We start from the raw sequence: 20,479 nt of genomic DNA, 5'->3' as shown, positions 1-20,479 counted from the left end.
CGCGTGATCCATTCACGGGCCGTTCCGCCGCAGGCCTCCTGGTGATCACGGACGACCGACCACTCGATGCGTCGAACCGCATAGCAGGGGGCAGTATGAGATCCAACCGTGCCAAGGTGCGGGCCAGCGTGAGCATGGCAGCGACACTGCCGATGATCGCCGGCGCGCTCGCGCTCGGCATACCCGCGGCGCACGCCGCGGACAGCCCGGCCCGTGACACCCTGAAGGGCACCAAGCCCACCTGGGCCACGGCCAAGGCGGACAAGGGCGCCACCTCGAACAGCGCGCAGGTCAAGGCCCGGGTCTACCTGGCCGGCCAGGACGCCAAGGGCCTCGCGGCCTACGCGAAGGCGGTGTCCGACCCCAGCTCGCCGCTCTACGGCAAGTACCTCAGCGCCAAGCAGGTGCAGGCCCGCTACGGCGCCACCAAGGCCCAGGTGAAGGCCGTCAGGTCCTGGCTGACCGCGGCCGGCCTGAAGGTCACCGAGGTCACCCAGCACTACATCGCCGTCTCCGGCGACGTGTCCGCCGCCGAGAAGGCGTTCGGCACCCAGCTGCACAACTTCGCCAAGGGCTCCAAGACCTACCGCGCCCCGGCGACCACGGCGACCGTGCCGACGTCCGTGAGCGACGCCGTCCTGACCGTCACCGGCCTGGACAACGCGCCGCACAAGGCCACCCACGACGACACGCTGCCGCCCCCGGCCGGCGTGTTCAAGAACGCCGGGCCGTTCTCGTCGTACTACGGCTCGAACACCGCGAGCACGCTGCCGGACGCGTACGGCTCGAAGATCCCGTACGCCGTCCAGGGCTACACCGGCAAGCAGCTGCGGGCCGCCTACGGCGCCGGCAAGTACACCGGCAAGCACGTGCGCGTCGCGATCACCGACGCGTTCGCCTCGCCGACCATCGCCTTCGACGCCGGCACCTACGCCAAGGCGCACGGCGACGCGGCCTGGAAGACCAGCCAGCTGCACCAGGTCCTCCCCGCGAACTACACCAACACCGGGGCCGACGAGTGCGACGCCTCCGGCTGGTACGGCGAGGAGACCCTCGACGTCGAGGCCGTGCACGCGGTCGCGCCGGACGCCGACGTCACCTACGTGGGCGCCGCGTCCTGCATGGACAACGACCTCCTCGACGCCCTCAGCAAGGTGGTCGACAACCACCTGGCCGACATCGTCTCCAACTCCTGGGGCGACATCGAGGCCAACGAGACCCCGGACGTCGCAGCCGCCTACGACCAGGTCTTCCAGCTGGGCGCGGTGCAGGGCATCGGCTTCTACTTCTCCTCCGGCGACAACGGCGACGAGGTCGCCAACACCGGTACGAAGCAGGTCGACACCCCGGCCAACTCCGCCTGGGTGACGGCGGTCGGCGGTACGTCCCTCGCCGTCGGCAAGGGCGACACGTACCTGTGGGAGACCGGCTGGGGCACCGAGAAGGCCGCCCTGTCCACCGACGGCAAGAGCTGGACCGGCTTCCCGGGCGCGTTCACCTCGGGCGCGGGCGGCGGCACCAGCAAGACGGTCGGTGAGCCGTACTACCAGAAGAACGTGGTCCCGAAGGCGCTGGCCACGGCCAACAGCGCCGGCGGCAACCGAGTGGTGCCGGACATCTCGGCGATCGCCGACCCCAACACGGGCTTCAAGGTCGGCCAGACCCAGACCCAGGCGGACGGCACCGAGGCGTACAGCGAGTACCGCATCGGCGGCACGTCGCTGGCCGCGCCGGTCATCGCCGCGGTCCAGGCCCTCGCCCAGGAGGCGCGCGGCGGCCAGGCGATCGGCTTCGCCAACCCGCTGATCTACTCCAAGTACGGCACGAAGGTCTACCACGACGTCACGGACAACCCGACCGGCAAGGGCCTCGCGGTCGCCCGCGTCGACTTCGCCAACGGCTACGACGCCACCGACGGCCTGCTGACCTCGGTCCGCAGCCTCGGCAAGGACAGCTCCCTGTCCGCGGTCAAGGGCTACGACGACGTCACCGGCGTCGGCACCCCGGCCAACGGCTACGTCGACTCGTACAAGCCGGCAAAGGCCCACCGCAAGCACTGACCCGCTGCGCGGCCAGGCCGACAGAGGGGCGTGCGGTCCGAACGGACCTCACGCCCCTCTGTGCTGGGACTGCTTGCGGCGTGACGGTCTCACCGGGCGGTGCTGCCGGGATGTCACCGCCGCCGGCTCCGTCGGCCCGGCCGGGGCAGGGGCGGTCAGGAGGAGTGCGCCGGTTCCGCCGGCTCCGGGACGTGCGAGGCGACGATCCGTACGTGAGCCGGGGCCGGGACCTCCCGGCGGCGGTCCACCGCGTATGCCACGCTCGCGACGCCCAGTCCGAGGACGGCGAGGGCCGCGCCTGCCAGGGACGGGGAGGTGACGCCGAAGCCCGCGGCGAGGGCGACGCCGCCGATCCAGGCGCCGCCGGCGTTGGCGAGGTTGAAGGCCGCCTGGTTGGCGGAGGAGGCGAGGGAGGGGCCCGCGGCGGCGCGTTCCATGACCATCAGCTGGAGCGGCGAGCCGGTGATGAAGGCCGCGACGCCCAGCAGGACGACGGCGAGGGCCGCGCTCCACTCCGCGCGCATCAGGAGCGGGAAGAGGAGCAGTACCGCGACCATCGACGCCAGGCCGCCGAAGAGCGTGCCGCGCATCGCGTGGTCGGCGAGACGGCCGCCGACGAGGTTGCCGATGGTGGCGCCGACGCCGAAGAGGGCGAGGAGCAGGGTGACGCTGCCCTCCGCGTAGCCGGCGGAGTGCGTCAGCATCGGGGTGATGTAGCTGTAGGCGGAGAAGAGGGCGCCGAAGCCGACCACCGTGGTGGCGAGGGCCAGCCAGACCGGGAGGGAGCGCAGGGCGGTGAGTTCGCCGCGCAGGCCGGTGGTCGGGGCCGGGGTGTGCGTGGGGTGGATCAGGAAGAACACCGCGGCCATCGCGGCGACGCCGATCAGGCTCACGCCCAGGAAGGTCGCCCGCCAGCCGAGGTGCTGGCCCATGAGGGTGGCGACGGGGACGCCCGCGATGTTGGCGACGGTCAGGCCCATGAACATCAGGGAGACCGAGCGGGCCTTGCGCTCCGGTGCCACCAGGCCGGTGGCGACGACCGCGCCGACGCCGAAGAAGGCGCCGTGCGGGAGGCCGCTGAGGAAGCGGGCGGCGAGCAGGGAGTCGTAGCCGGGGGCCAGGGCCGAGAGCGCGTTGCCCGCGACGAAGAGGGCCATCAGGGAGATGAGGACCCTGCGGCGGGGCAGGCGCGCGGTGAGCGCGGCCAGCAGCGGGGCGCCGATGACGACGCCGAGGGCGTACGCCGAGACCAGGTGGCCGGCGGTGGGGATCGAGATGTGCAGGTCGTCGGCGACGTCGGGCAGCAGCCCCATCATGACGAATTCGGTGGTGCCGAGACCAAAAGCGCCGACGGCCAGGGCGAGCAGGGCCAGAGGCATGAAGGGCTTTGCCTTTCGGGGAGCAGGGTTCCGTGCGTTCTAAGTTCAGCTACGGAACAAAGTGTCCCAGCCCAAGTATTCCGCCAGGTTACGGCGCAGTGTCCGATTGTCCTTACAAGACCAGTGAGACTGCGCTGACCAGGGGGTTCTATGAACCCGTTGTGGTCAGGTTCACACGTGCCGCGATCGGAAGGTGGTCGCTGCCGGTCCTCGGGAGCGTCCAAGAGCTCTCCGGCTCCACGCCCTTGACCATGATCTGGTCGATGCGGGCCATCGGGAACGCGGCCGGCCAGCTGAACCCGAAGCCGCTGCCCGCCGCGCCCTGCGTGGAGCGCAGCTGCGAGGTGACGCCGTTGAGGGAGCGGTCGTTCATCGTGCCGTTGAGGTCGCCGAGGAGGATCACCCGGGGCAGGGTCTCGTCGGCGATGGCCTCGCCCAGCGCGTCCGCACTCGTGTCGCGCTGCCGGGCGGTGAAGCCGGCGTTCAGCTTGACGCGCACGGAGGGGAGATGGGCGACGTAGACGGCGAGGGGGCCGTGCGGGGTGGCGACCGTGGCACGCATCGCGCGCGTCCAGCCGAGCTTGATGTCGACGGACTTCACGCCGGTGAGCCGGTACTTGCTCCACAGCCCGACGGTGCCCTCGACCGCGTGGTACTTGTACGTCGCCGCCAGCGCCTTCTCGTACGTCGGTACGGCCGTCGCCGTCAGCTCCTCCAGGGCCAGCACGTCGGCGCCCGAGGAGGCGAGCCGGGTGGCCGTACCCGTCGGGTCGGGGTTGTCGGCGTTGACGTTGTGCGTGGCCACCATGAAGTCGCCGCCGGTGCCCTGCTTGTCGGTGAGCAGTCCGCCGAACATGTTCAGCCAGACGATCGCCGGGAGGAGGACGGCGATCAGCGCGGTCGCCGACCTGCGCAGGAAGCCGACCAGGACCAGCACCGGGATCAGCAGGCCCAGCCACGGCAGGAAGGTCTCGGTGAGACTGCCGAGGTTGCCGACGGCGTTGGGGATGCGGGAGTGCAGCAGCATCACACCGGCGAGGAGCAGCGCCACCGCCGCGGTGACGATGCCCCGGCGCCAGATGCGCGGATCGTTCCGCCAGCCCTTCAGCAGCCGTTCCACCAGGCGTCGGAACCGGTCTCCCCGACGCTCGGGTCCCGAGCCGCCGCTGTCCGTCTCCGTCATGTACGCCTGCTGCGCCATACCGTCTGCCTCACAACCTGCCGTGCACACCGTCGTCCCCCGGTTACGACCCTAGGGGATGATCGGCTCCTCTCCCGCCGTCACATGACGGCCGTACGGAAGAGGATGACGAACAGGGCGAGGGAAGGGGTTCCGGTTACCGGCGGATCGGCGGGGTCTGTGACGAAACGCGAACACTCGCTACGGCGAGGTGACGGGGCCCAGCCCCGCCAGCACCTCGTCGACGAGTTGTTCGGCCAGGCCCTCGGGGAGTTCCGCGTCCGGACGCAGTATGGCCCTGAGCAGCATCGGCCCCGTGAACATGTCGTTGGCCAGCTCGATGTCGACGTCGGCGCGGAGTTCGCCGTTGCGCTGGCCCCGGCGCAGCACTTCCTTGCCGAGTTCGCGCCGGGGGTTGACGACGTTGGTGTGGTACGCGTTCCAGATGCGGGGGCTGCTCTTCATCTGGGCGTAGACGTTGTGCAGGATCGCCGACGAACGGTTCATCAGACCGCGCTGCCGCAGCGATTCCAGCAGCACGACGAGGTCGTCGCGCATGGAGGTGCCGGGGAGTTCGGGGTCCGGGGGCTCGGCGGCTCGCATGACGTCGACGAAGAGCTCCTCCTTGCCGTTCCAGCGGCGGTAGATGGTGGCCTTGCCGACGCCGGCGGTGCGGGCGATTCTCTCGATGGAGAGCTCGGCGAGCGGAACGCCGTCCTCCAGGAGCTTCATCACGCCTTCCAGGATGGCGTTCTCCACCGCCTCGCTGCGGGGGCGGCCACGGGCCGGGGTGATGGACCGCGGTCCGCTGTCGGCAAGCGTCACGTCGTACCGTCCTCTCGGTGCACTGGCTGCGGGAATTCTCCCGCAGCCGAAGCGTCCCCCCGTGGTTCCTGCCGGTACCGGCCGGTCGTTCAGCCGTTCCGGTCGTGCCGGTCGTGCCGGTTGTTCCGGTCGTTCCGGTTGTTCTTGTTCACTCCGCCGCCACGACCAGCTCCTGCTCCCGGTCGCCCTGCTGACCGGCCGGCGGCTTGCCCGGCAGGAACAGGGCCACGACCACGGCGCCGATCAGTGCGACGCCCGCGCCGCACAGGGCGGTGGTGTGCATGGCGTGCAGGAAGGCGTCGTTGGCCGGGGTGACCAGGGCCTTGCCCTGCGCGCCGAGCTTCGAGGCGACGCCGAGGGTGGCCTCGATGGACTCGCCCGCGGTCTCGCGCAGCCCGGGCGGCAGCGCGCCGAGCTTGCCCTCGATGCCGTTGCGGTACGACGTCGACAGCACCGAGCCGAGCACGGCGATGCCGAGGGCGCCGCCGACCTGGCGGAAGGTGTTGCTGAGCGCGGAGGCGGAACCGGCCTTCTCGCGGGGCAGGGCCTGCATGATGACGACCGAGGTCGGCGTCATGATGTGCGCCATGCCCGTGCCCATCAGGAAGAAGACGACCTCCAGGATCCAGATCGGCGTGTCGGCCTCGAAGGTGGCGAAGGTGCCCAGGGTGGCGGCGATCAGCACCAGGCCGCCCGCGGTGGTGGCCTTGTTGCCGAACCGGTCCACCACCAGCCGGGCCCGCGGCGCGAAGATCATCTGTGCGGCGGCCAGCGGGAGCAGCAGCAGACCGGACTGGAGCGGCGAGTAGCCGCGCACGCTCTGGGTGTAGAAGACGGAGAAGAAGGTCACGCCCATCAGCGCGAAGAAGACCAGCGCGATGGCGGCCATGGCGGCCGAGAAGACCTTGTTCTTGAAGTAGCTGACGTCCAGGGACGGGTGGTCGCTGCGCTTCTCGTAGATCACGAAGCCGGCGAGGACCGCGATGCCGGCGAAGGTGGTCGCGAGCACCTTGGCGTCGGTGAAGTCGGCGAGTTCGCCGCCCTTGATGATGCCGTAGACCAGCAGGACGAGGCCGACGACGGAGAGCACCACGCCGACGGGGTCGAGGCGGCCCGGGCGCGGGTCGCGCGAGTCGGGCACCAGCCAGAACATCAGGGCGAGCGCGATGATCACGATCGGCACGTTGATCAGGAAGACCGAGCCCCACCAGAAGTGGTCGAGCAGCACGCCGCCGGTGATCGGGCCGATGGCGATGGCGAGGCCGACGCCGCCGGCCCAGATGCCGATCGCCTTCGGCTGCTCCTGCCGCTCGAAGACGTTCATCAGGACGGCGAGGGTGGCCGGCATCACGAAGGCGGCGCCGAGGGCCATCAGGGCGCGGAAGGCGATCAGCTGGTCCGCGGAACCGGACTCGGCGGCGAGGGCCGAGCCGATACCGAAGATCACGAGGCCGCCGATGAGCACCTTCTTGCGGCCGAGGCGGTCACCGACGAGCCCGGCGGTGAAGAGCAGGCCGGCGAAGACGAGGGTGTAGGCGTTGATCGCCCACTCCAGCTGGCTCTGGGTGGCGCCGAGGCCCACCGGGGCCGGGGTGGAGATGGTCTTGACGGCGACGTTCAGGATCGAGTTGTCGAGCACCACGATCAGCAGGCTCAGCATGAGCACGCCGAGGATCGCCCAGCGGCGCCGGTGCACCGCCTCGGGTATGCGCGGGCCGGGCGGAGCGTGGTCGGCAGGAGTTGTCATGCGGATGAGCCTATGACCATTTCAATACGGCACCGTCTCGTATCTGAATTCCTTTACCCAGGCCTTACACAACGCGACAGGACGGGCTCCCCCGGAGCCGCGGGCGGTGACCGATGGATCACACGGGGGTCCTCTGGCCGTCGGCGGCACGAAGTGCCACCATGAGAGGGATCCGGGGACGCCGTCAGGGTGCCTCGAGATGACTGAAGGAGCCGTTGTCATGACGCAGCTTTCGGCTGCCCAGACTGTGCAGAACAGCCCCTCCGACGGCAGCAAGGCGCTGTACGGGGGGAAGGGCACCCGCCGCATCACGGTTCGCGACATCGCCCTCGCCAAGGAACGCGGCGAGAAGTGGCCCATGCTCACCGCGTACGACGCGATGACCGCCTCCGTCTTCGACGAGTCCGGCATCCCGGTGCTGCTGGTCGGCGACTCGGCCGGCAACTGTCACCTCGGCTACGAGTCGACGGTCCCGGTGACCCTCGACGAGATGACGATGCTGTCGGCGGCCGTGGTCCGCGGCACCCAGCGCGCCCTGATCGTCGGCGACCTCCCCTTCGGCTCCTACCAGGAGGGCCCGGTGCAGGCGCTGCGCTCGGCGACCCGGCTGGTGAAGGAGGCGGGCGTCGGCGCGGTCAAGCTGGAGGGCGGCGAGCGGTCGTACGAACAGATCCGGCTGCTCGTCGAGTCCGGCATCCCGGTGATGGCGCACATCGGCCTGACCCCGCAGTCCGTCAACGCGATGGGCTACCGCGTACAGGGCCGCGGCGAGGAGGCGGCCCAGCAGCTGCTGCGCGACGCCAAGTCGATCCAGGACGCGGGCGCGTTCGCGGTCGTGCTCGAACTGGTCCCGGCGGAGCTCGCGGCCGAGGTGACCCGGGTGCTGCACATCCCGACCGTCGGCATCGGCGCCGGTCCCGAGACCGACGCGCAGGTCCTGGTCTGGACGGACATGATGGGCCTGACGTCGGGCCGGGTGCCGAAGTTCGTGAAGAAGTACGCCGACCTGCGCGAGGTCATGGGCAACGCGGCGAAGGCGTACGCCGAGGATGTCGTCGGCGGGAACTTCCCGCTGGAGGAGCACTCCGTGCACTGAGCGCTCCGCTGGGCCGGCCGCGATACGCCGTCGTTCGTCTGCGGCGTGCGTCGTGGCCGGTCGCGCAGTTCCCCGCGCCCCTTGCGGGGCGCGGCCTTCGGGGCGCTGTCAAGAGCCACTGCGGAAACACCGAGGCCGGCCCGCCGATCTTCCCCCGTCGGCGGGCCGGCTGCCGTTTGTCCAGCGGATCTCGTCGTCCTGCCGGAGGTCCGTGGGGCGGAGGCCGACGGCCGTGGCGACCGCGGCCGACGCGTGGTGGTCGGGGTGGACATGGGCGATGACCGTATGGACCGGCTGCCGCCCCAGCCAGTCGACGAGGGTGCGCGCCGCCTCCGTCGCGATGCCCCTGCCCTGCCACGGCGCGCCCACCACCCAGGCGACTTCCGCGACGGCACCGGTGACCGTCGCCTGGACGTAACCCGTCAGGCAGGACTCGGCACGGAGCCGGATCACCCAGTTCAGCCAGGAGACGGCCGGGTCGGGCGAGCCCGCGGTGACGCGGCGGTAGCGCGAGCGCAGGGCCTCGACGGTGTCCGGTGTGCCGCCGGTGAAGGTGTGCAGGGCCGGGTCCGACAGCACCACGGCCATCTCCTCGGCATGCTCGACACGCAGCGGGAGCAGGTCGAGCCGCTCGGACCTGAGGGTGGCCTGGGCCGCGGATGGGGTCACGCGCCGCACGTTACGCCCCGCGCGCCGCAGAGCCGCCGCCGAGCCGCCGCAGAGCCGCCGCCGAGCCACCGGCCTTCATGTGGCGCACCGTCGGCGAACCGTCGCTGAGCTATCGGCGGACTATCGGTGGGCTATCGGTGGGCTATCGGCGACGTGTAGGCCGGTGTCGGCGGTCTGTCGGTGGTTTGTCGGTGGGGCCTGGCACCGTACTTCCCATGACGCGAATCGACAACAACGCCGTGTCCGTACGGGGGCTGGTGAAGCACTACGGCGACACCAAGGCACTCGACGGAGTTGATCTGGACGTCCGCCAGGGCACCGTGATGGGTGTGCTCGGACCGAACGGGGCCGGCAAGACCACCCTGGTGCGGATCCTGTCCACGCTGCTCCAGCCCGACGCGGGGGAGGCGACCGTCGCCGGGTACGACGTGCTGCGCCAGCCCCGCCAGCTGCGCCGGGTGATCGGGCTGACCGGGCAGTACGCCTCCGTGGACGAGAAGCTGCCGGGCTGGGAGAACCTGTACATGATCGGGCGCCTCCTCGACCTGCCGAGGAAGGACGCGCGGTCCCGGGCCGACGAACTGCTGGAGCGGTTCTCGCTGACCGAGGCCGCCAAGCGCCCGGCGAGCACCTACTCCGGTGGCATGCGCCGCCGGCTGGACCTCGCCGCCTCGATGATCGGGCACCCCCAGGTGCTGTTCCTGGACGAGCCCACCACCGGACTCGACCCGCGCACCCGCAACGAGGTGTGGCAGGAGGTCAAGGCCATGGTCGGCGACGGGGTGACCGTGCTGCTGACCACCCAGTACATGGAGGAGGCCGAGTACCTCGCCTCCGAGCTGACCGTCGTGGACCGCGGGAAGGTCATCGCCGGCGGCAGGGTGGAGGAACTGAAGGCGAAGGTCGGCGGGCGGACCCTGCGGGTGCGGCCCGTGGACCCGCTCCAGGTCCGGCCGCTCGCCGCCATGATCGACGAGCTGGGCATCACCGGGCTCGCCGGTACCACCGTGGACGGCGAGAACGGCACGCTGCTGGTGCCGATCCTCAGCGACGAGCAGCTGACCGCCGTGGTCGGCGCCGTCACCGCGCGCGGTATCACCATCAGCTCCATCGTCACCGAACTGCCCAGCCTGGACGAGGTGTTCCTGTCCCTCACCGGCCACCGCGCCAGTGCCCCGCAGGACGCCAAGACCGCCGACGACCGTCAGGAGGTCGCCGTATGAGCGCCACGACCGCCACCGCCACCACCGCCACCGCCTCCGATGTCCGGATCCCGCTGCGCGGGCACCTGCGGCACACCGGGGCCCTGATCCGCCGCAACCTGCTGTGGATCCGGCAGGACCCGGAGTCGATGTTCGACGCCCTGCTGATGCCGGTCGTCTTCACGCTGCTGTTCGTGTACGTCTTCGGCGGCTCGATCGGGCAGGCGCTCGGCGGCGGTCAGGACGGCTACGTCCAGTACGTCATCCCCGGCATGATCGCCATGATGAGCATGACGCTCTCGCAGGGCGTCGGCACCGGGTTCAGCCAGGACTTCAACTCCGGTGTGATGGACCGGTTCCGGTCGCTGCCGATCGGGCGCGGTTCGGTGCTGTTCGCGAAGATCTCGGTGGAACTGGTGCGGATGCTGTTCGCCACCGCCGTACTGATGATCGTCGCCGTGCTGGTCGGGTTCCACATCAACCACTGGGCGGGGCTGTTCGCCGCCGTGGGTCTTTCCGCGGTGTTCGCCTCCTCGATCATGTGGGTGTTCCTCACCCTCGGCGTGATCCTGAAGAACGCCCAGTCCGTGCAGGCCATGGGGTTCCTGGTGCTGTTCCCGCTGCAGTTCGGCTCGTCGATCTTCGCGCCGACGCAGTCGATGCCGGGCTGGCTGCAGGCCTTCACCGACTACAACCCGCTGTCCACGCTCGCCGACGCGGCGCGCGGACTGATGGTCGGCGGCCCGGTCGCCCACGACCTGTGGATCACGCTGGGCTGGTCGGTGGGGATCACGGCGATCGCGGCACCGTACGCGATCTACAAGTTCCGGACGAAGAGCTGACGTCCACCCGGACACGTCGGGCCGGACACCTCGGACCGGACACCTCGGACCGGCACATCAGATCGGCACATCAGATCGGCACGTCAGAGCAGGGCGGTGGCCTCCGCGCGGGAGAGGCCACCGCCCTCGGCGTACGCGGACTCGTAGGCGGCGTCGTCGGCGAGGGCGGCCCGGACGCGGGCCTCGGAGCGGTCGCGGGCCGTGCGCTCCAGGCCGACCTGGAGATGGCCGGGCGGCAGCAGGGCGTCGGCGGCGCCCAGGCAGCGCGCCGCGTCCAGGGCGCGCCCGCCCCCGTCGACACCGGCCAGCGCGACCGCGGCGACGGTCAGGCAGACGGACGGCAGGTGGGGGGTGATCGCCTCGCTCAGCGGGTCGGCGGCGAGCCGCAGCGCGTCCCGCACCTTGACCAGGGCCTGCGCGTACAGGTCGTCGAGGGCGTCCACCCAGGCCTCCTGGGTGAGGATCAGGGCGTCGAAGACGACGAAGCGGGAGATCTTGAACTCGGCGCGCAGCAGCCGGAGTTGTTCGCGGGCCTCGGCGATACGGCCGCTCAGCAGGAGCCAGGTGGTGAGGAAGAGCCGGGCGGCGGGCATCGACTCGTTGTTCAGGCCCTCGTTGTCGGCGATGACCCGGCGCAGCAGCTCCTCCCCGCGCTCGGTGTCGCCCGACTCGATCAGCACGCTGCCGAGGCGGGCCCGCAGGACGGCGATCTGGGCGCGGGCGCCGAGCCGGCCGACGCGCTCGATGGCGGCCTCGTAGTCGGTGGCCGCCGCCTGGTAGTCGCCGCGGCGCTCCCGGGACTCGGCGCGCCCGGAGAGCGCCTCGGCGGTGCCCCAGTCGTCCTCGATCCGCCGGAAGATCTCCAGCGCCTCGTCGGCGTCCCGGGTGGCGTCGCCGGCCCAGGCGGCCCGGTTGGCGAGCAGGTTGGCACGCATGGCGAGGCTTCCGGCCAGCTCCCACTCGTAGCCGGGCGTCTCGCGGCAGGTGCGGACGGCGGCGTCGAGGATCTCGCGCAGCCGGTCCATGCCGCCGGTGAGCATCACGGCGAAGAACCAGAACATGCCCGGTGCCCGGCAGGTCTGCGGCATGCCGGGTTCGTAGACCTCGGTGACGGCGCGCAGTTTCGCCTGGGCCTCGGGTGTCTGCCAGACGTCCAACTCGGTGTCCATGCAGGCCAGATGGGCCAGGTGCAGGCCGCGCCGGGCCTCGGCGAGGGTCTCCCCGGCGTACGGCGGCGGGGTGTCGGTGCAGCGCTGCCACACCGGTTCGGCCCGGCGCAGGGGTGCGGCGAACGGGTCGGGGCCGAGGGCTATGACGTCGGCGCACCAGGTGCGGGTCTCGATCCGCTGGTCGTGCATCTGCCAGTACCAGAACAGCGAGTGGAGCAGGCAGAGCGCCTCGTCCTCGTCCCGTTCGGCGATGGCGTGCCGCAGCGCGGTGCGCAGGTTCTCGTACTCCAACTGGAGCCGGGCGATGGCGGCCCGCTGGCCGGGGCCGCGCAGCAACGGTTCGTTGGTGCGGGCGAGTTCGCGGTAGTACGTCAGGTGGGCGCGCTCGGCGGCGGTGCGCTCGCCGCTCTCGTCGAGGCGGGCGGCGGCGTACTCGGCGACGGTCTCCAGGAGCCGGTAGCGCATCCCGCCGCCCGCGGCCTCGCCCGAAGGGGCGGCCACGACCAGGGACTTGTCCACCAGGGTGCCGAGCGCGTCGAGGGCGGCGGGGCCACAGACGGCCTCGGCGGCGGCCAGGTCGCAGCCGCCCGCGAAGAGGGAGAGGCGGCCGAGGACGGCGCGTTCGCCGGCGTCGAGCAGGTCCCAGGACCAGTCGACGACCGCGCGCAGGGTCTGCTGGCGGGGCAGCACGGTGCGGCTGCCGGAGGTGAGGAGCCGGAAGCGGTCGTCGAGCCGGTCGGCTATCTGGCGCGGGGTCAGCATCCGCAGCCGGGCGGCGGCCAGTTCGATGGCGAGGGGCAGCCCGTCCAGACGGCGGCAGATCTCGGCGCAGGCCGCCGCGGTCTCGCCGTCGGCGTCGACCGTGAAGCCGGGGCGGGCCGCGGCGCCCCGCTCGGCGAGCAGCCGCAGCGCCACCGGTTCGGGCAGCGGCTCCACCGGGCGCAGCAACTCCCCCGGTACGCCGAGGGGTTCGCGGCTGGTGGCGAGGATCGTCAGGTCCGGGCAGCGCTCCAGGAGCCGGGCCGCCAGGTCGGCCGCCGCGTCCACGACGTGCTCGCAGTTGTCGAGGACGAGCACCATCCGGCGCCGGGCGCAGTGGTCGACGAGGCGCTCGACGGGGTCGTCGTGCCGGTCGGCGGCGGCCCGCATGGTCTCGGCGCCGCCGCCGTACAGCACGGCCTCGCGGGCGCCGAGCGCGCTGAGCACGGCCTCGGGGACGTCGGCCGGGTCGTCGACGGGGGCCAGCTCGGCCAGCCAGACGCCGTCCCGGGCGGCGTACCGGACGGTCTCGGCGGCCTCCTGCGAGAGCCGGGTCTTGCCGGCGCCGCCGGGCCCGAGCAGGGTGACCAGCCGGGCGGCGGCGAGGTCGCCCCGGATGGCCTCGATGTCGCCCTCGCGCCCGACGAAGGAGGTGAGCCGGGCGCGCAGGTTGCCTGGCCGGGCGGACGGCGCGTCCACCGCGGGCGCCGGGTCGAGGAGCTCACCGTGCAGGGCGCGCAGTTCGGGTCCCGGGTCGGAGCCCAGGCGGTCCGCGAGGAGGCGGCGTACGTCGTCGTAGGCGGCGAGCGCCTCGGCGGTGCGGCCGGTGCTGTGCAGGGTGCGCAGGCGCAGGGCCTGGAGGGGTTCGTCGAGGGGGTGGGCGTCGCACAGGGCGGTCAGCTCGGGCAGGGCCTGCTCGGCCTGGCCGAGGGCGAGGGCGGCGGTGTGCCGGGCGCGCAGGGCGTCCAGGCGGCGGACGTCGACGCGGGCCGCCTCGGCGGTGCGGTCGGGCAGGTCGGCGAGGGCCGGGCCGTGCCACAGGGCGAGGGCGTCGTCGAGGACGGTGGCCGCCTTGGCGGGGTCGCCGTCGGCGAGGGCGCGCAGCCCCTCGCCGGTGAGCCGCTCGAAGCGGTGCAGGTCGACGTCGTCGGCAGCGGCGGCGAGCCGGTAGCCGCCGTCGGTGGAGTCGATCGCGTCCGCGCCGAGCGCCCTGCGCAGCCGGCCGACCAGCGCCTGGAGCGCGCCACCGGCGTCGGCCGGTGGTTCGTCGCCCCAGACCTCGTCGACGAGGAGCCCTGCGGGCACGGCGCGGCCGGGCCGCAGCGCCAGCACGGTCAGCAGGGCACGCAGCCGTGCCCCGCCCACGGGGACGGCGGTGCCGTCGGGGCGGAGTGCCTGGGTGGTGCCGAGGATCGCGTAGCGCACGGGGTCCATTGTCCCTGGGGACGCCCGGACGCCGCCTGTGGGTTTCAGATGCGCATGAACTGCGAGGAGTCGAGGGTGAGGCTCTGGTCGGCCACGGGGATCTCGATCTTCTTGCCGAAGGAGGCCGAAGGAGGCCGAAAGGGCCGGACCCATGGGCACCGCCCTGTTCGAATCGGCATCGGCATCGGCATCGGCGTGACGACTGGCAGGAACCTCCGGCCGCCCGCAGGACGTTCTTCACCTGTCACCTGTACGGTCTACCCCGCACGCCACCTCCACCGACGCGCCCCGGGAGCCCCCCGCCATGACCGCCACCACCACCCGCCCCAGTGACCGGCGGATCAGTCCCGTGTTCGTCGGGATCCTCGCCGTCACCGCGGTCACCGGGTGGGCCACCTGGTCCGGGTTCGCCGAGCAGCCCGGGGTCGCCGTGTTCCTGTTCGTGACGGCGGCCTGGATCGTCTCGCTCTGCCTGCACGAGTACGCGCACGCGCGCACCGCCCTGCACGGCGGGGACATCACGGTGGGCGCGAAGGGCTACCTGACCCTGAACCCCCTGAAGTACACGCACGCCCTGCTGAGCATCGTGCTCCCGGTGCTGTTCGTGATCATGGGCGGGATCGGTCTGCCGGGCGGCGCGGTCTTCATCGAGCGCAGCCGGATCCGGGGCCGCTGGCGGCACAGCCTCATCTCCGCCGCGGGTCCGCTGACGAACGTCCTGTTCGCCGCCGTCTGCACCGCCCCCTTCTGGCTGGACGCCCTGGACGGCGTCCCGCTCGACTTCCGTTTCGCGCTCGCCTTCCTCGCCCTGCTCCAGGTCACGGCCGCGATCCTGAACTTCCTGCCGGTGCCGGGCCTGGACGGCTACGGCGTGATCGAGCCCTGGCTGTCGTACGGCATCAAGCGCCAGGTGGAGCCGTTCGCCCCGTTCGGCCTGCTCTTCGTGTTCGCGCTGCTGTGGGTGCCGTCGATCAACAGCGCGTTCTTCGACGTGATCGACGCGCTGCTGCGCCACCTGGGCGTCGGAGACCTGGACGAGTACTGCGGGCAGCAGCTCTACCGCTTCTGGCAGGGGACGGACCAGTTCTGCTCCGCCGCCGGCTGACGCTCACGCCGACAGCGGGAACTCCTCGCCCAGCTCCCGGAACACCGCCGTGTTGAGGGCGAACGCCCGCTTGCACTCGGCGACGACGCGCTGCTTCTCCAGGTCGTCGGCGTCCACCGCGTCCAGCAGTTCGCGGTAGCCCCGCTTGAAGGCGGCCGGGTTGGCGATGCCCTCGAAGACGTAGAACCGGACGCCGTCGCCCTTGCGCTCGAACCCCCAGGTCCGCTCGGCCCGGTCGCGGATGATCTGGCCGCCGGAGAGGTCGCCGAGGTAGCGGGTGTAGTGGTGGGCGATGTACCCGGCGGGCCACCGCTCGGCGCACTCCCGCACCCGCGCCGCGTACTCCTCGGTCGCCGGCAGCGCGGTGAGCCCCGTCCGCCAGCCGGTCCCGCGCAGATGCGCCAGGTCGCGCTCCAGCGCCGCCAGCCGGTACAGCTCCGGCCGCACGAACGGCCCGGCCACCGGGTGCGCGGCCAGCCGCCCGGCCGCGCCGTCCTCCAGCGCGTCGTACACGAACCACAGCTGCTCGGTGTAGCGGGCGTACGCCTCCACGCCGAGCCTGCCGCCCAGCAGGTCACTCATGAACGACGAGGTCTCCGCCTCCACGTGCTGCTCGTGGGACGCGGTGCGGATGAGTGTCGAGAAGGAGTCCATGGGCAACATCCTCTAAGGTAAGGCTTACCTAAGTCAATGCTCTTGCCGACGCTTCGTCGGTAAAGTTACCGACACCCTGTCGGCAAAAGCGTACCGGAAAAAGGCCCGCCCTCCGCGGGGAGGACGGGCCGGACGGCCGAGGGGACCTGGGGCTACGGCAGGGTCAGGATCTCCGCGCCGGTGTCGGTCACCACCAGCGTGTGCTCGAACTGCGCGGTACGCCTGCGGTCCTTGGTGACGACGGTCCAGCCGTCGTCCCACATGTCGTACTCGTGCGTCCCGAGCGTCAGCATCGGCTCGATCGTGAAGGTCATCCCGGGATGCATGACGGTCGTCGCCTGCGGGCTGTCGTAGTGCGGGATGATCAGCCCGGAGTGGAACGACGAGTTGATGCCGTGACCGGTGAAGTCACGGACGACCCCGTAGCCGAAGCGCTTGGCGTACGACTCGATGACCCGGCCGATGATGTTGATCTGCCGGCCCGGCCGGACCGCCTTGATCGCCCGGTTCAGGGACTCCCGGGTCCGCTCCACCAGGAGCCGGCTCTCCTCGTCGACGTCCCCGACCAGGTAGGTGGCGTTGTTGTCGCCGTGCACCCCGCCGATGTACGCGGTCACGTCCAGGTTGACGATGTCACCGTCCTGGAGCACCGTCGAGTCCGGGATGCCGTGGCAGATGACCTCGTTGACGCTGGTGCACAGGGACTTGGGGAACCCGCGGTAGCCGAGCGTGGACGGGTAGGCCCCGTGGTCGCACATGTACGCGTGCGCCACCCGGTCGAGTTCGTCCGTCGTGACACCCGGCGCGATGATCTTCGCGGCCTCCTCCATCGCCTGCGCGGCGATACGGCCGGCGATCCGCATCGCCTCGATGGTCTCCGGGGTCTGCACCTCGGGCCCGGTGTACGGGGTCGGCGCGGGTTTGCCGACGTACTCGGGGCGGCGGATGTTTCCGGGTACCGAACGGGTGGGAGAGAGCTCCCCTGGTACGAGCAGCGACTGGCCAGACATGCCAGCGAGTCTATCCAGCGGGCATGGGGGAACATTTGACATCCTCCCCCTCTTCTTCTAGAAGAGGGGGATTCCAACCCAGGCGGGTTGAGGTTCACGGGCACTCGAACGGCCGACGGCCGCTGTCACCCCTCCGGCACCGACTGTCCGCCGGGGGCGGGAGATCCCGCCCTGTCCTGCCGCGACATTGAGTGCAGCATTCTCGTCCGCGTTGCAGGTGAACCCGCAGGACACACAGACGAAGTCGGCTTGGCTCTTGCGCGACTTCTTCTCGATCCAACCACAGGCACTGCACCGCAGACTCGTGTACGGCGCGGGCACATCCTCGACGCGGCCCGGAGCCTTCTGCTCCGTACGCCGACGCAGCAGGCCCCACCCCTGAGCGAGGATGCCCCGATTCAACCCAGTCTTCTGCCGCACGTTCTTGCCCGGCTTCGCGACGCTTCCCTTCGCCGAGCGGGTCATGTTCTTGATGTTCAGCTTCTCGAACCGGATCACGTCGTATGTGCGGGCAAGCATGGTGCTGGTCTTCTCACACCAGTCCTTGCGCCGGTTCACTCCACGGGCCTTGAGCCCGGCGGCCTTCGCGTACGCGGCGGCCTTGAGTGCGCTGCCCTTGGGGGCCCGAGCCGCACGGCGCTCGTGCTTGCGGATCCGTGCTCGCTCCCTGACCGTGAGCTGCGGGCAGTTCAGCTTGCACCCGTCCGACAGGGCCGCCGTGATGGTCACGCCCCGGTCGACACCGATGACCCCGCCCGTGCCGGGCGCGGGAGTCGGCTCGGGGATGACCGCGAATGCCGCGTGCCACTGACCGCTACGGTAAGTGACCCGGAACGTCTTCGCAGCAGGAGGCCGCGCACCCACGCCTGTGACACTGAGACGGAAACGAACCCATCCACAGCCGGGCACCTTCACCTGCGCCCACCGCCGGTTCAGCCTCTGCACGACCGCAGAGCGGCCCAAGACCTGCCTACCGGTCTTCGGGTTCAGCTTCGGGCTGCCGTCCGGACCGAACTCGGGGACCCGATCGGTACCGATGACCCGGAAGCCTTCATGCACATGCTTCCTGCGCCAGGTCGGCTCACCGAACCCTGAGGTGAAGCGGGCATTCCTGGCCTTGGTGAAATCCTGGAGAGCCTGCTGCTGCACGTCCGCGTTCCCGGCCGCCAGCCACTCGTTCTCAGCACGTGCCTCGGTGAGCTGGCGGCATTGCTCCGCAAAACCGGGCGCGGACCTACGGCCCGGCTTCCATTGCGCATGTTGCTCCACCGCGAGATTCCACACGTACCGGGCGTGCGTGCAGTGCAGGAGCATCTGCTCCGCCTGCGCAGGCGTCGGATACATCCGGAAACGCGACATGCCACGAAACTAGCCACCCCGTTCCCCACCGCGCGCACAATCGACCAACATCACCCGCGAGAGTGACCCACACACCCTGCCACCAGGGAATTCCCCGACCACCGAGCTCCTGTCCCGCCACCGACCATTCGAGACCGCCCCCAGGCCCGTGCGCTTAAACAAGGAATCGTCCTGGGGACAACTCCTTTATCCTTGTCCCGCTCCGCGGGAGCGGGTATTCACCCCGGCCCTGAAGGACCGGGCACCCTGCGCGATAGACAGGGTGGAAGGCGAAAGGAGCCGGTCATGGCCCTGTTCAAGAAGCGGACCGTCGCGAAGGCGGGCGAGTGGTACTACTGCCTGGAGCACAAGAAGGTCGAGGAGGGGCCCGAGTGCCCCGCCAAGGACCGGTTCGGCCCCTACGCCACCCGTGAGGAGGCCGAGCACGCCATGGAGATCGCGCGGGAGCGCAACCTCCAGTGGGAGAACGACCCGAAGTGGCACGACGCGCCGACGGGGGACTCCTCGGAGGAGAGCTGATCAGGAGGACTGATCAGGCGGGCTGGGCGCGGCCGTCCGCGGCCCCGGTCGTGGCTTCGGCGGTGCGCCGGGCGCGGAGTCGTACGGCGTGTTCGTTCGTCCGCGCGTCGTACGACATCAGGGCGGGCAGGCACAGGGCCAGCAGGCCGACCGCACCGGTGCAGAGCAGGCCGCCCGCGCCGACGGACGCCCGAACGCCGAGCCATCCGGCCATGCCGCCGGAGCGGACCTGGCCGAGGGTGGGACCCACGGAGTACGACAGCAGTTCGATCCCGGCGAGACGGCCGCGCAGTTCGTCGGGGATGGTCTGGTTCCACATCGCGCCCCGGAAGATCCCGCTGACCATGTCGCAGCCGCCGGCGACGGCGAGGAGGAGCAGGACCAGCCATACGTTGGTCACGGCGCCGGCGGCGGCGATCGCGAGGCCCCACAGCGCGGCCGACAGCACCACCATCCGCCCGTGCCTGCGCACGCGCGAGGTCCAGCCGCTGACCAGGCTCACGAGGAGCGAACCGGCCGGGATGCTCGCGTACATCAGACCGAGCGACCAGTCCGCGTCCAACTCGTCGGCGAGGAACGGCAGTACGGCGAGCGGCATCGCCAGGAACATCGCCGCGAGGTCGACGGCGTAGGTGCCGAGGAGTTCCTTGCGGCTCCAGGCGTAGCGGGCGCCCTCGGCGACGGAGCGGAGGCTGGGGGCGGCGGCCTCGTGGGAGGCGGGCGACGGGGCGATGGGGAGGACGAGGACGACCGAGACGAGGAACGTGACGAGGTCGGCGCCGTACGCCCAGCCGAGGCCCGCGTATGCCACGACCAGGCCGGCGACGGCGGGGCCCGCGACGCCGCCGACCGTCCAGCGGAAGGAGTTGAGGGCCGCGGCGGCCGGGAGGTCGTCGTGGGCGACGATCCTCGGCAGCAGGGAGTCCAGGGCCGGGCGCTGGACCGAGACGAGCGCGGAGGACAGGGCCGCGACCGCGTACAGCGGCCATACCGCCGGGTGCGGCAGCAGGGCGTTGACCAGCAGACCCGCGCTGAGCAGCCCCTGAGCGGCCTCGGTCCGGACGATCAGCTTGCGCTTGTCGAGGGCGTCGGCGAGGGCGCCGCCGTACAGGCCGCACACGATGAGCGGGAGCAGTTCGACGGCACCGACGGCACCGACGGCGGCGGCGGAACCGGTGAGGTCCTTGATCTGCACCGGGAGCGCGACGAACGTCAGGAAGCTCCCGAAGTTGCTGATCAGACCGGAGACCCACAGCCGCCGGAAGTCGACGGAGGCCTTCCAGGGGGCTAGGTCGGGGAGGAGGCTCACGGTGGGACATGTTGAACGGCCGAGCGCCTCGCCTCAACCGCTTTTCCGCCGGGTGCGGGCCGGTGGGGGCTGGTCGCGCAGTTCCCCGCGCCCCTTCAGGGCGCGTCGGTGCAGCGCCCCTTCAGGGGCGGGGGGGGGGCGGGGGGGCCCACCAACCGGGCCGCCGCCCC

At 71.2% G+C, this 20,479-nt stretch carries 16 protein-coding genes; 6 read left to right on the top strand and 10 right to left on the bottom strand.

Features of this window, described 5'->3' with window-relative positions; all coding sequences use genetic code 11:
* The first annotated feature begins 134 nt into the window (after window positions 1-134).
* A complete protein-coding gene (locus AB0D74_RS44015) occupies window positions 135-2,060 on the top strand; it encodes a S53 family peptidase (RefSeq protein ID WP_362600102.1) in 1,926 nt (641 codons plus the stop codon).
* A gap of 155 nt (window positions 2,061-2,215) precedes the next feature.
* On the opposite strand, the gene AB0D74_RS44010 is transcribed toward AB0D74_RS44015, so the two are convergent.
* From AB0D74_RS44010 to AB0D74_RS43995, 4 genes are all read right to left on the bottom strand, one after another.
* Window positions 2,216-3,439: an MFS transporter gene (locus AB0D74_RS44010; RefSeq protein ID WP_362600002.1), complete on the bottom strand. Its 1,224-nt coding sequence runs from the start codon at window positions 3,437-3,439 to the stop codon at window positions 2,216-2,218.
* 148 nt (window positions 3,440-3,587) lie between these two features.
* On the bottom strand, window positions 3,588-4,640 hold the full coding sequence (locus AB0D74_RS44005; protein WP_362600000.1) for an endonuclease/exonuclease/phosphatase family protein: 1,053 nt from the start codon (window positions 4,638-4,640) through the stop codon (window positions 3,588-3,590).
* A gap of 180 nt (window positions 4,641-4,820) precedes the next feature.
* Window positions 4,821-5,444 carry a TetR/AcrR family transcriptional regulator gene (locus AB0D74_RS44000; RefSeq protein WP_362599998.1) on the bottom strand — a complete coding sequence of 208 codons (624 nt, stop codon included), beginning with the start codon at window positions 5,442-5,444 and terminating at the stop codon, window positions 4,821-4,823.
* A 148-nt stretch (window positions 5,445-5,592) separates the two neighbouring features.
* Entirely contained in the window at window positions 5,593-7,191 is a 1,599-nt protein-coding gene (locus AB0D74_RS43995; protein ID WP_362599996.1) for an MFS transporter, read from the bottom strand.
* A 220-nt stretch (window positions 7,192-7,411) separates the two neighbouring features.
* Here AB0D74_RS43995 and panB point away from each other — a divergent pair, with 220 nt between their 5' ends.
* Window positions 7,412-8,287 (top strand): 3-methyl-2-oxobutanoate hydroxymethyltransferase, encoded by an 876-nt coding sequence (gene panB / locus AB0D74_RS43990; protein ID WP_362599994.1) that lies wholly within the window; start codon window positions 7,412-7,414, stop codon window positions 8,285-8,287.
* Between the two features lie 108 nt (window positions 8,288-8,395).
* Here panB and AB0D74_RS43985 read toward each other — a convergent pair whose 3' ends face one another.
* Window positions 8,396-8,956, bottom strand: a complete 561-nt coding sequence (locus tag AB0D74_RS43985; RefSeq protein ID WP_362599992.1) for a GNAT family N-acetyltransferase — start codon at window positions 8,954-8,956, stop codon at window positions 8,396-8,398.
* Window positions 8,957-9,171: 215 nt separating this feature from the next.
* Here AB0D74_RS43985 and AB0D74_RS43980 point away from each other — a divergent pair, with 215 nt between their 5' ends.
* Window positions 9,172-10,179, top strand: a complete 1,008-nt coding sequence (locus tag AB0D74_RS43980) for an ATP-binding cassette domain-containing protein (RefSeq protein WP_362599990.1) — start codon at window positions 9,172-9,174, stop codon at window positions 10,177-10,179.
* Window positions 10,176-11,000 (top strand): ABC transporter permease, encoded by an 825-nt coding sequence (locus AB0D74_RS43975; protein WP_362599988.1) that lies wholly within the window; start codon window positions 10,176-10,178, stop codon window positions 10,998-11,000. Before AB0D74_RS43980 ends, AB0D74_RS43975 begins: the two co-directional genes overlap by 4 nt.
* 83 nt (window positions 11,001-11,083) lie before the next feature.
* Here the strand turns inward: AB0D74_RS43975 and AB0D74_RS43970 are convergent, their stop codons facing one another.
* Entirely contained in the window at window positions 11,084-14,362 is a 3,279-nt protein-coding gene (locus AB0D74_RS43970) for a BTAD domain-containing putative transcriptional regulator (RefSeq protein ID WP_362599986.1), read from the bottom strand.
* A gap of 295 nt (window positions 14,363-14,657) precedes the next feature.
* Here AB0D74_RS43970 and AB0D74_RS43965 point away from each other — a divergent pair, with 295 nt between their 5' ends.
* On the top strand, window positions 14,658-15,458 hold the full coding sequence (locus tag AB0D74_RS43965) for a site-2 protease family protein (protein ID WP_362599984.1): 801 nt from the start codon (window positions 14,658-14,660) through the stop codon (window positions 15,456-15,458).
* Window positions 15,459-15,461: 3 nt separating this feature from the next.
* Here the strand turns inward: AB0D74_RS43965 and AB0D74_RS43960 are convergent, their stop codons facing one another.
* From AB0D74_RS43960 to AB0D74_RS43950, 3 genes are all read right to left on the bottom strand, one after another.
* Window positions 15,462-16,112 carry a biliverdin-producing heme oxygenase gene (locus tag AB0D74_RS43960; protein WP_362599982.1) on the bottom strand — a complete coding sequence of 217 codons (651 nt, stop codon included), beginning with the start codon at window positions 16,110-16,112 and terminating at the stop codon, window positions 15,462-15,464.
* A 152-nt stretch (window positions 16,113-16,264) separates the two neighbouring features.
* Complete coding sequence (gene map, locus AB0D74_RS43955) at window positions 16,265-17,122, bottom strand: type I methionyl aminopeptidase (RefSeq protein ID WP_362599980.1); 858 nt, start codon at window positions 17,120-17,122, stop codon at window positions 16,265-16,267.
* A 57-nt stretch (window positions 17,123-17,179) separates the two neighbouring features.
* Window positions 17,180-18,481: a transposase gene (locus AB0D74_RS43950; RefSeq protein ID WP_362599978.1), complete on the bottom strand. Its 1,302-nt coding sequence runs from the start codon at window positions 18,479-18,481 to the stop codon at window positions 17,180-17,182.
* Window positions 18,482-18,766: 285 nt separating this feature from the next.
* Between AB0D74_RS43950 and AB0D74_RS43945 the strand changes: the two genes are divergently transcribed.
* Window positions 18,767-19,000, top strand: coding sequence for a hypothetical protein (locus tag AB0D74_RS43945; protein ID WP_362599976.1), 234 nt, complete (start codon window positions 18,767-18,769; stop codon window positions 18,998-19,000).
* Window positions 19,001-19,013: 13 nt separating this feature from the next.
* Here AB0D74_RS43945 and AB0D74_RS43940 read toward each other — a convergent pair whose 3' ends face one another.
* Window positions 19,014-20,309: an MFS transporter gene (locus AB0D74_RS43940; RefSeq protein ID WP_362599974.1), complete on the bottom strand. Its 1,296-nt coding sequence runs from the start codon at window positions 20,307-20,309 to the stop codon at window positions 19,014-19,016.
* Window positions 20,310-20,479: the final 170 nt, after the last annotated feature.

The sequence above is a fragment of the Streptomyces sp. NPDC048278 genome (genome assembly GCF_040652195.1).
Taxonomy (GTDB): Bacteria; Actinomycetota; Actinomycetes; order Streptomycetales; family Streptomycetaceae; genus Streptomyces.
Note: the sequence above shows the minus strand (reverse complement) of the source record. Positions and strands in the feature narration are given on the sequence as shown.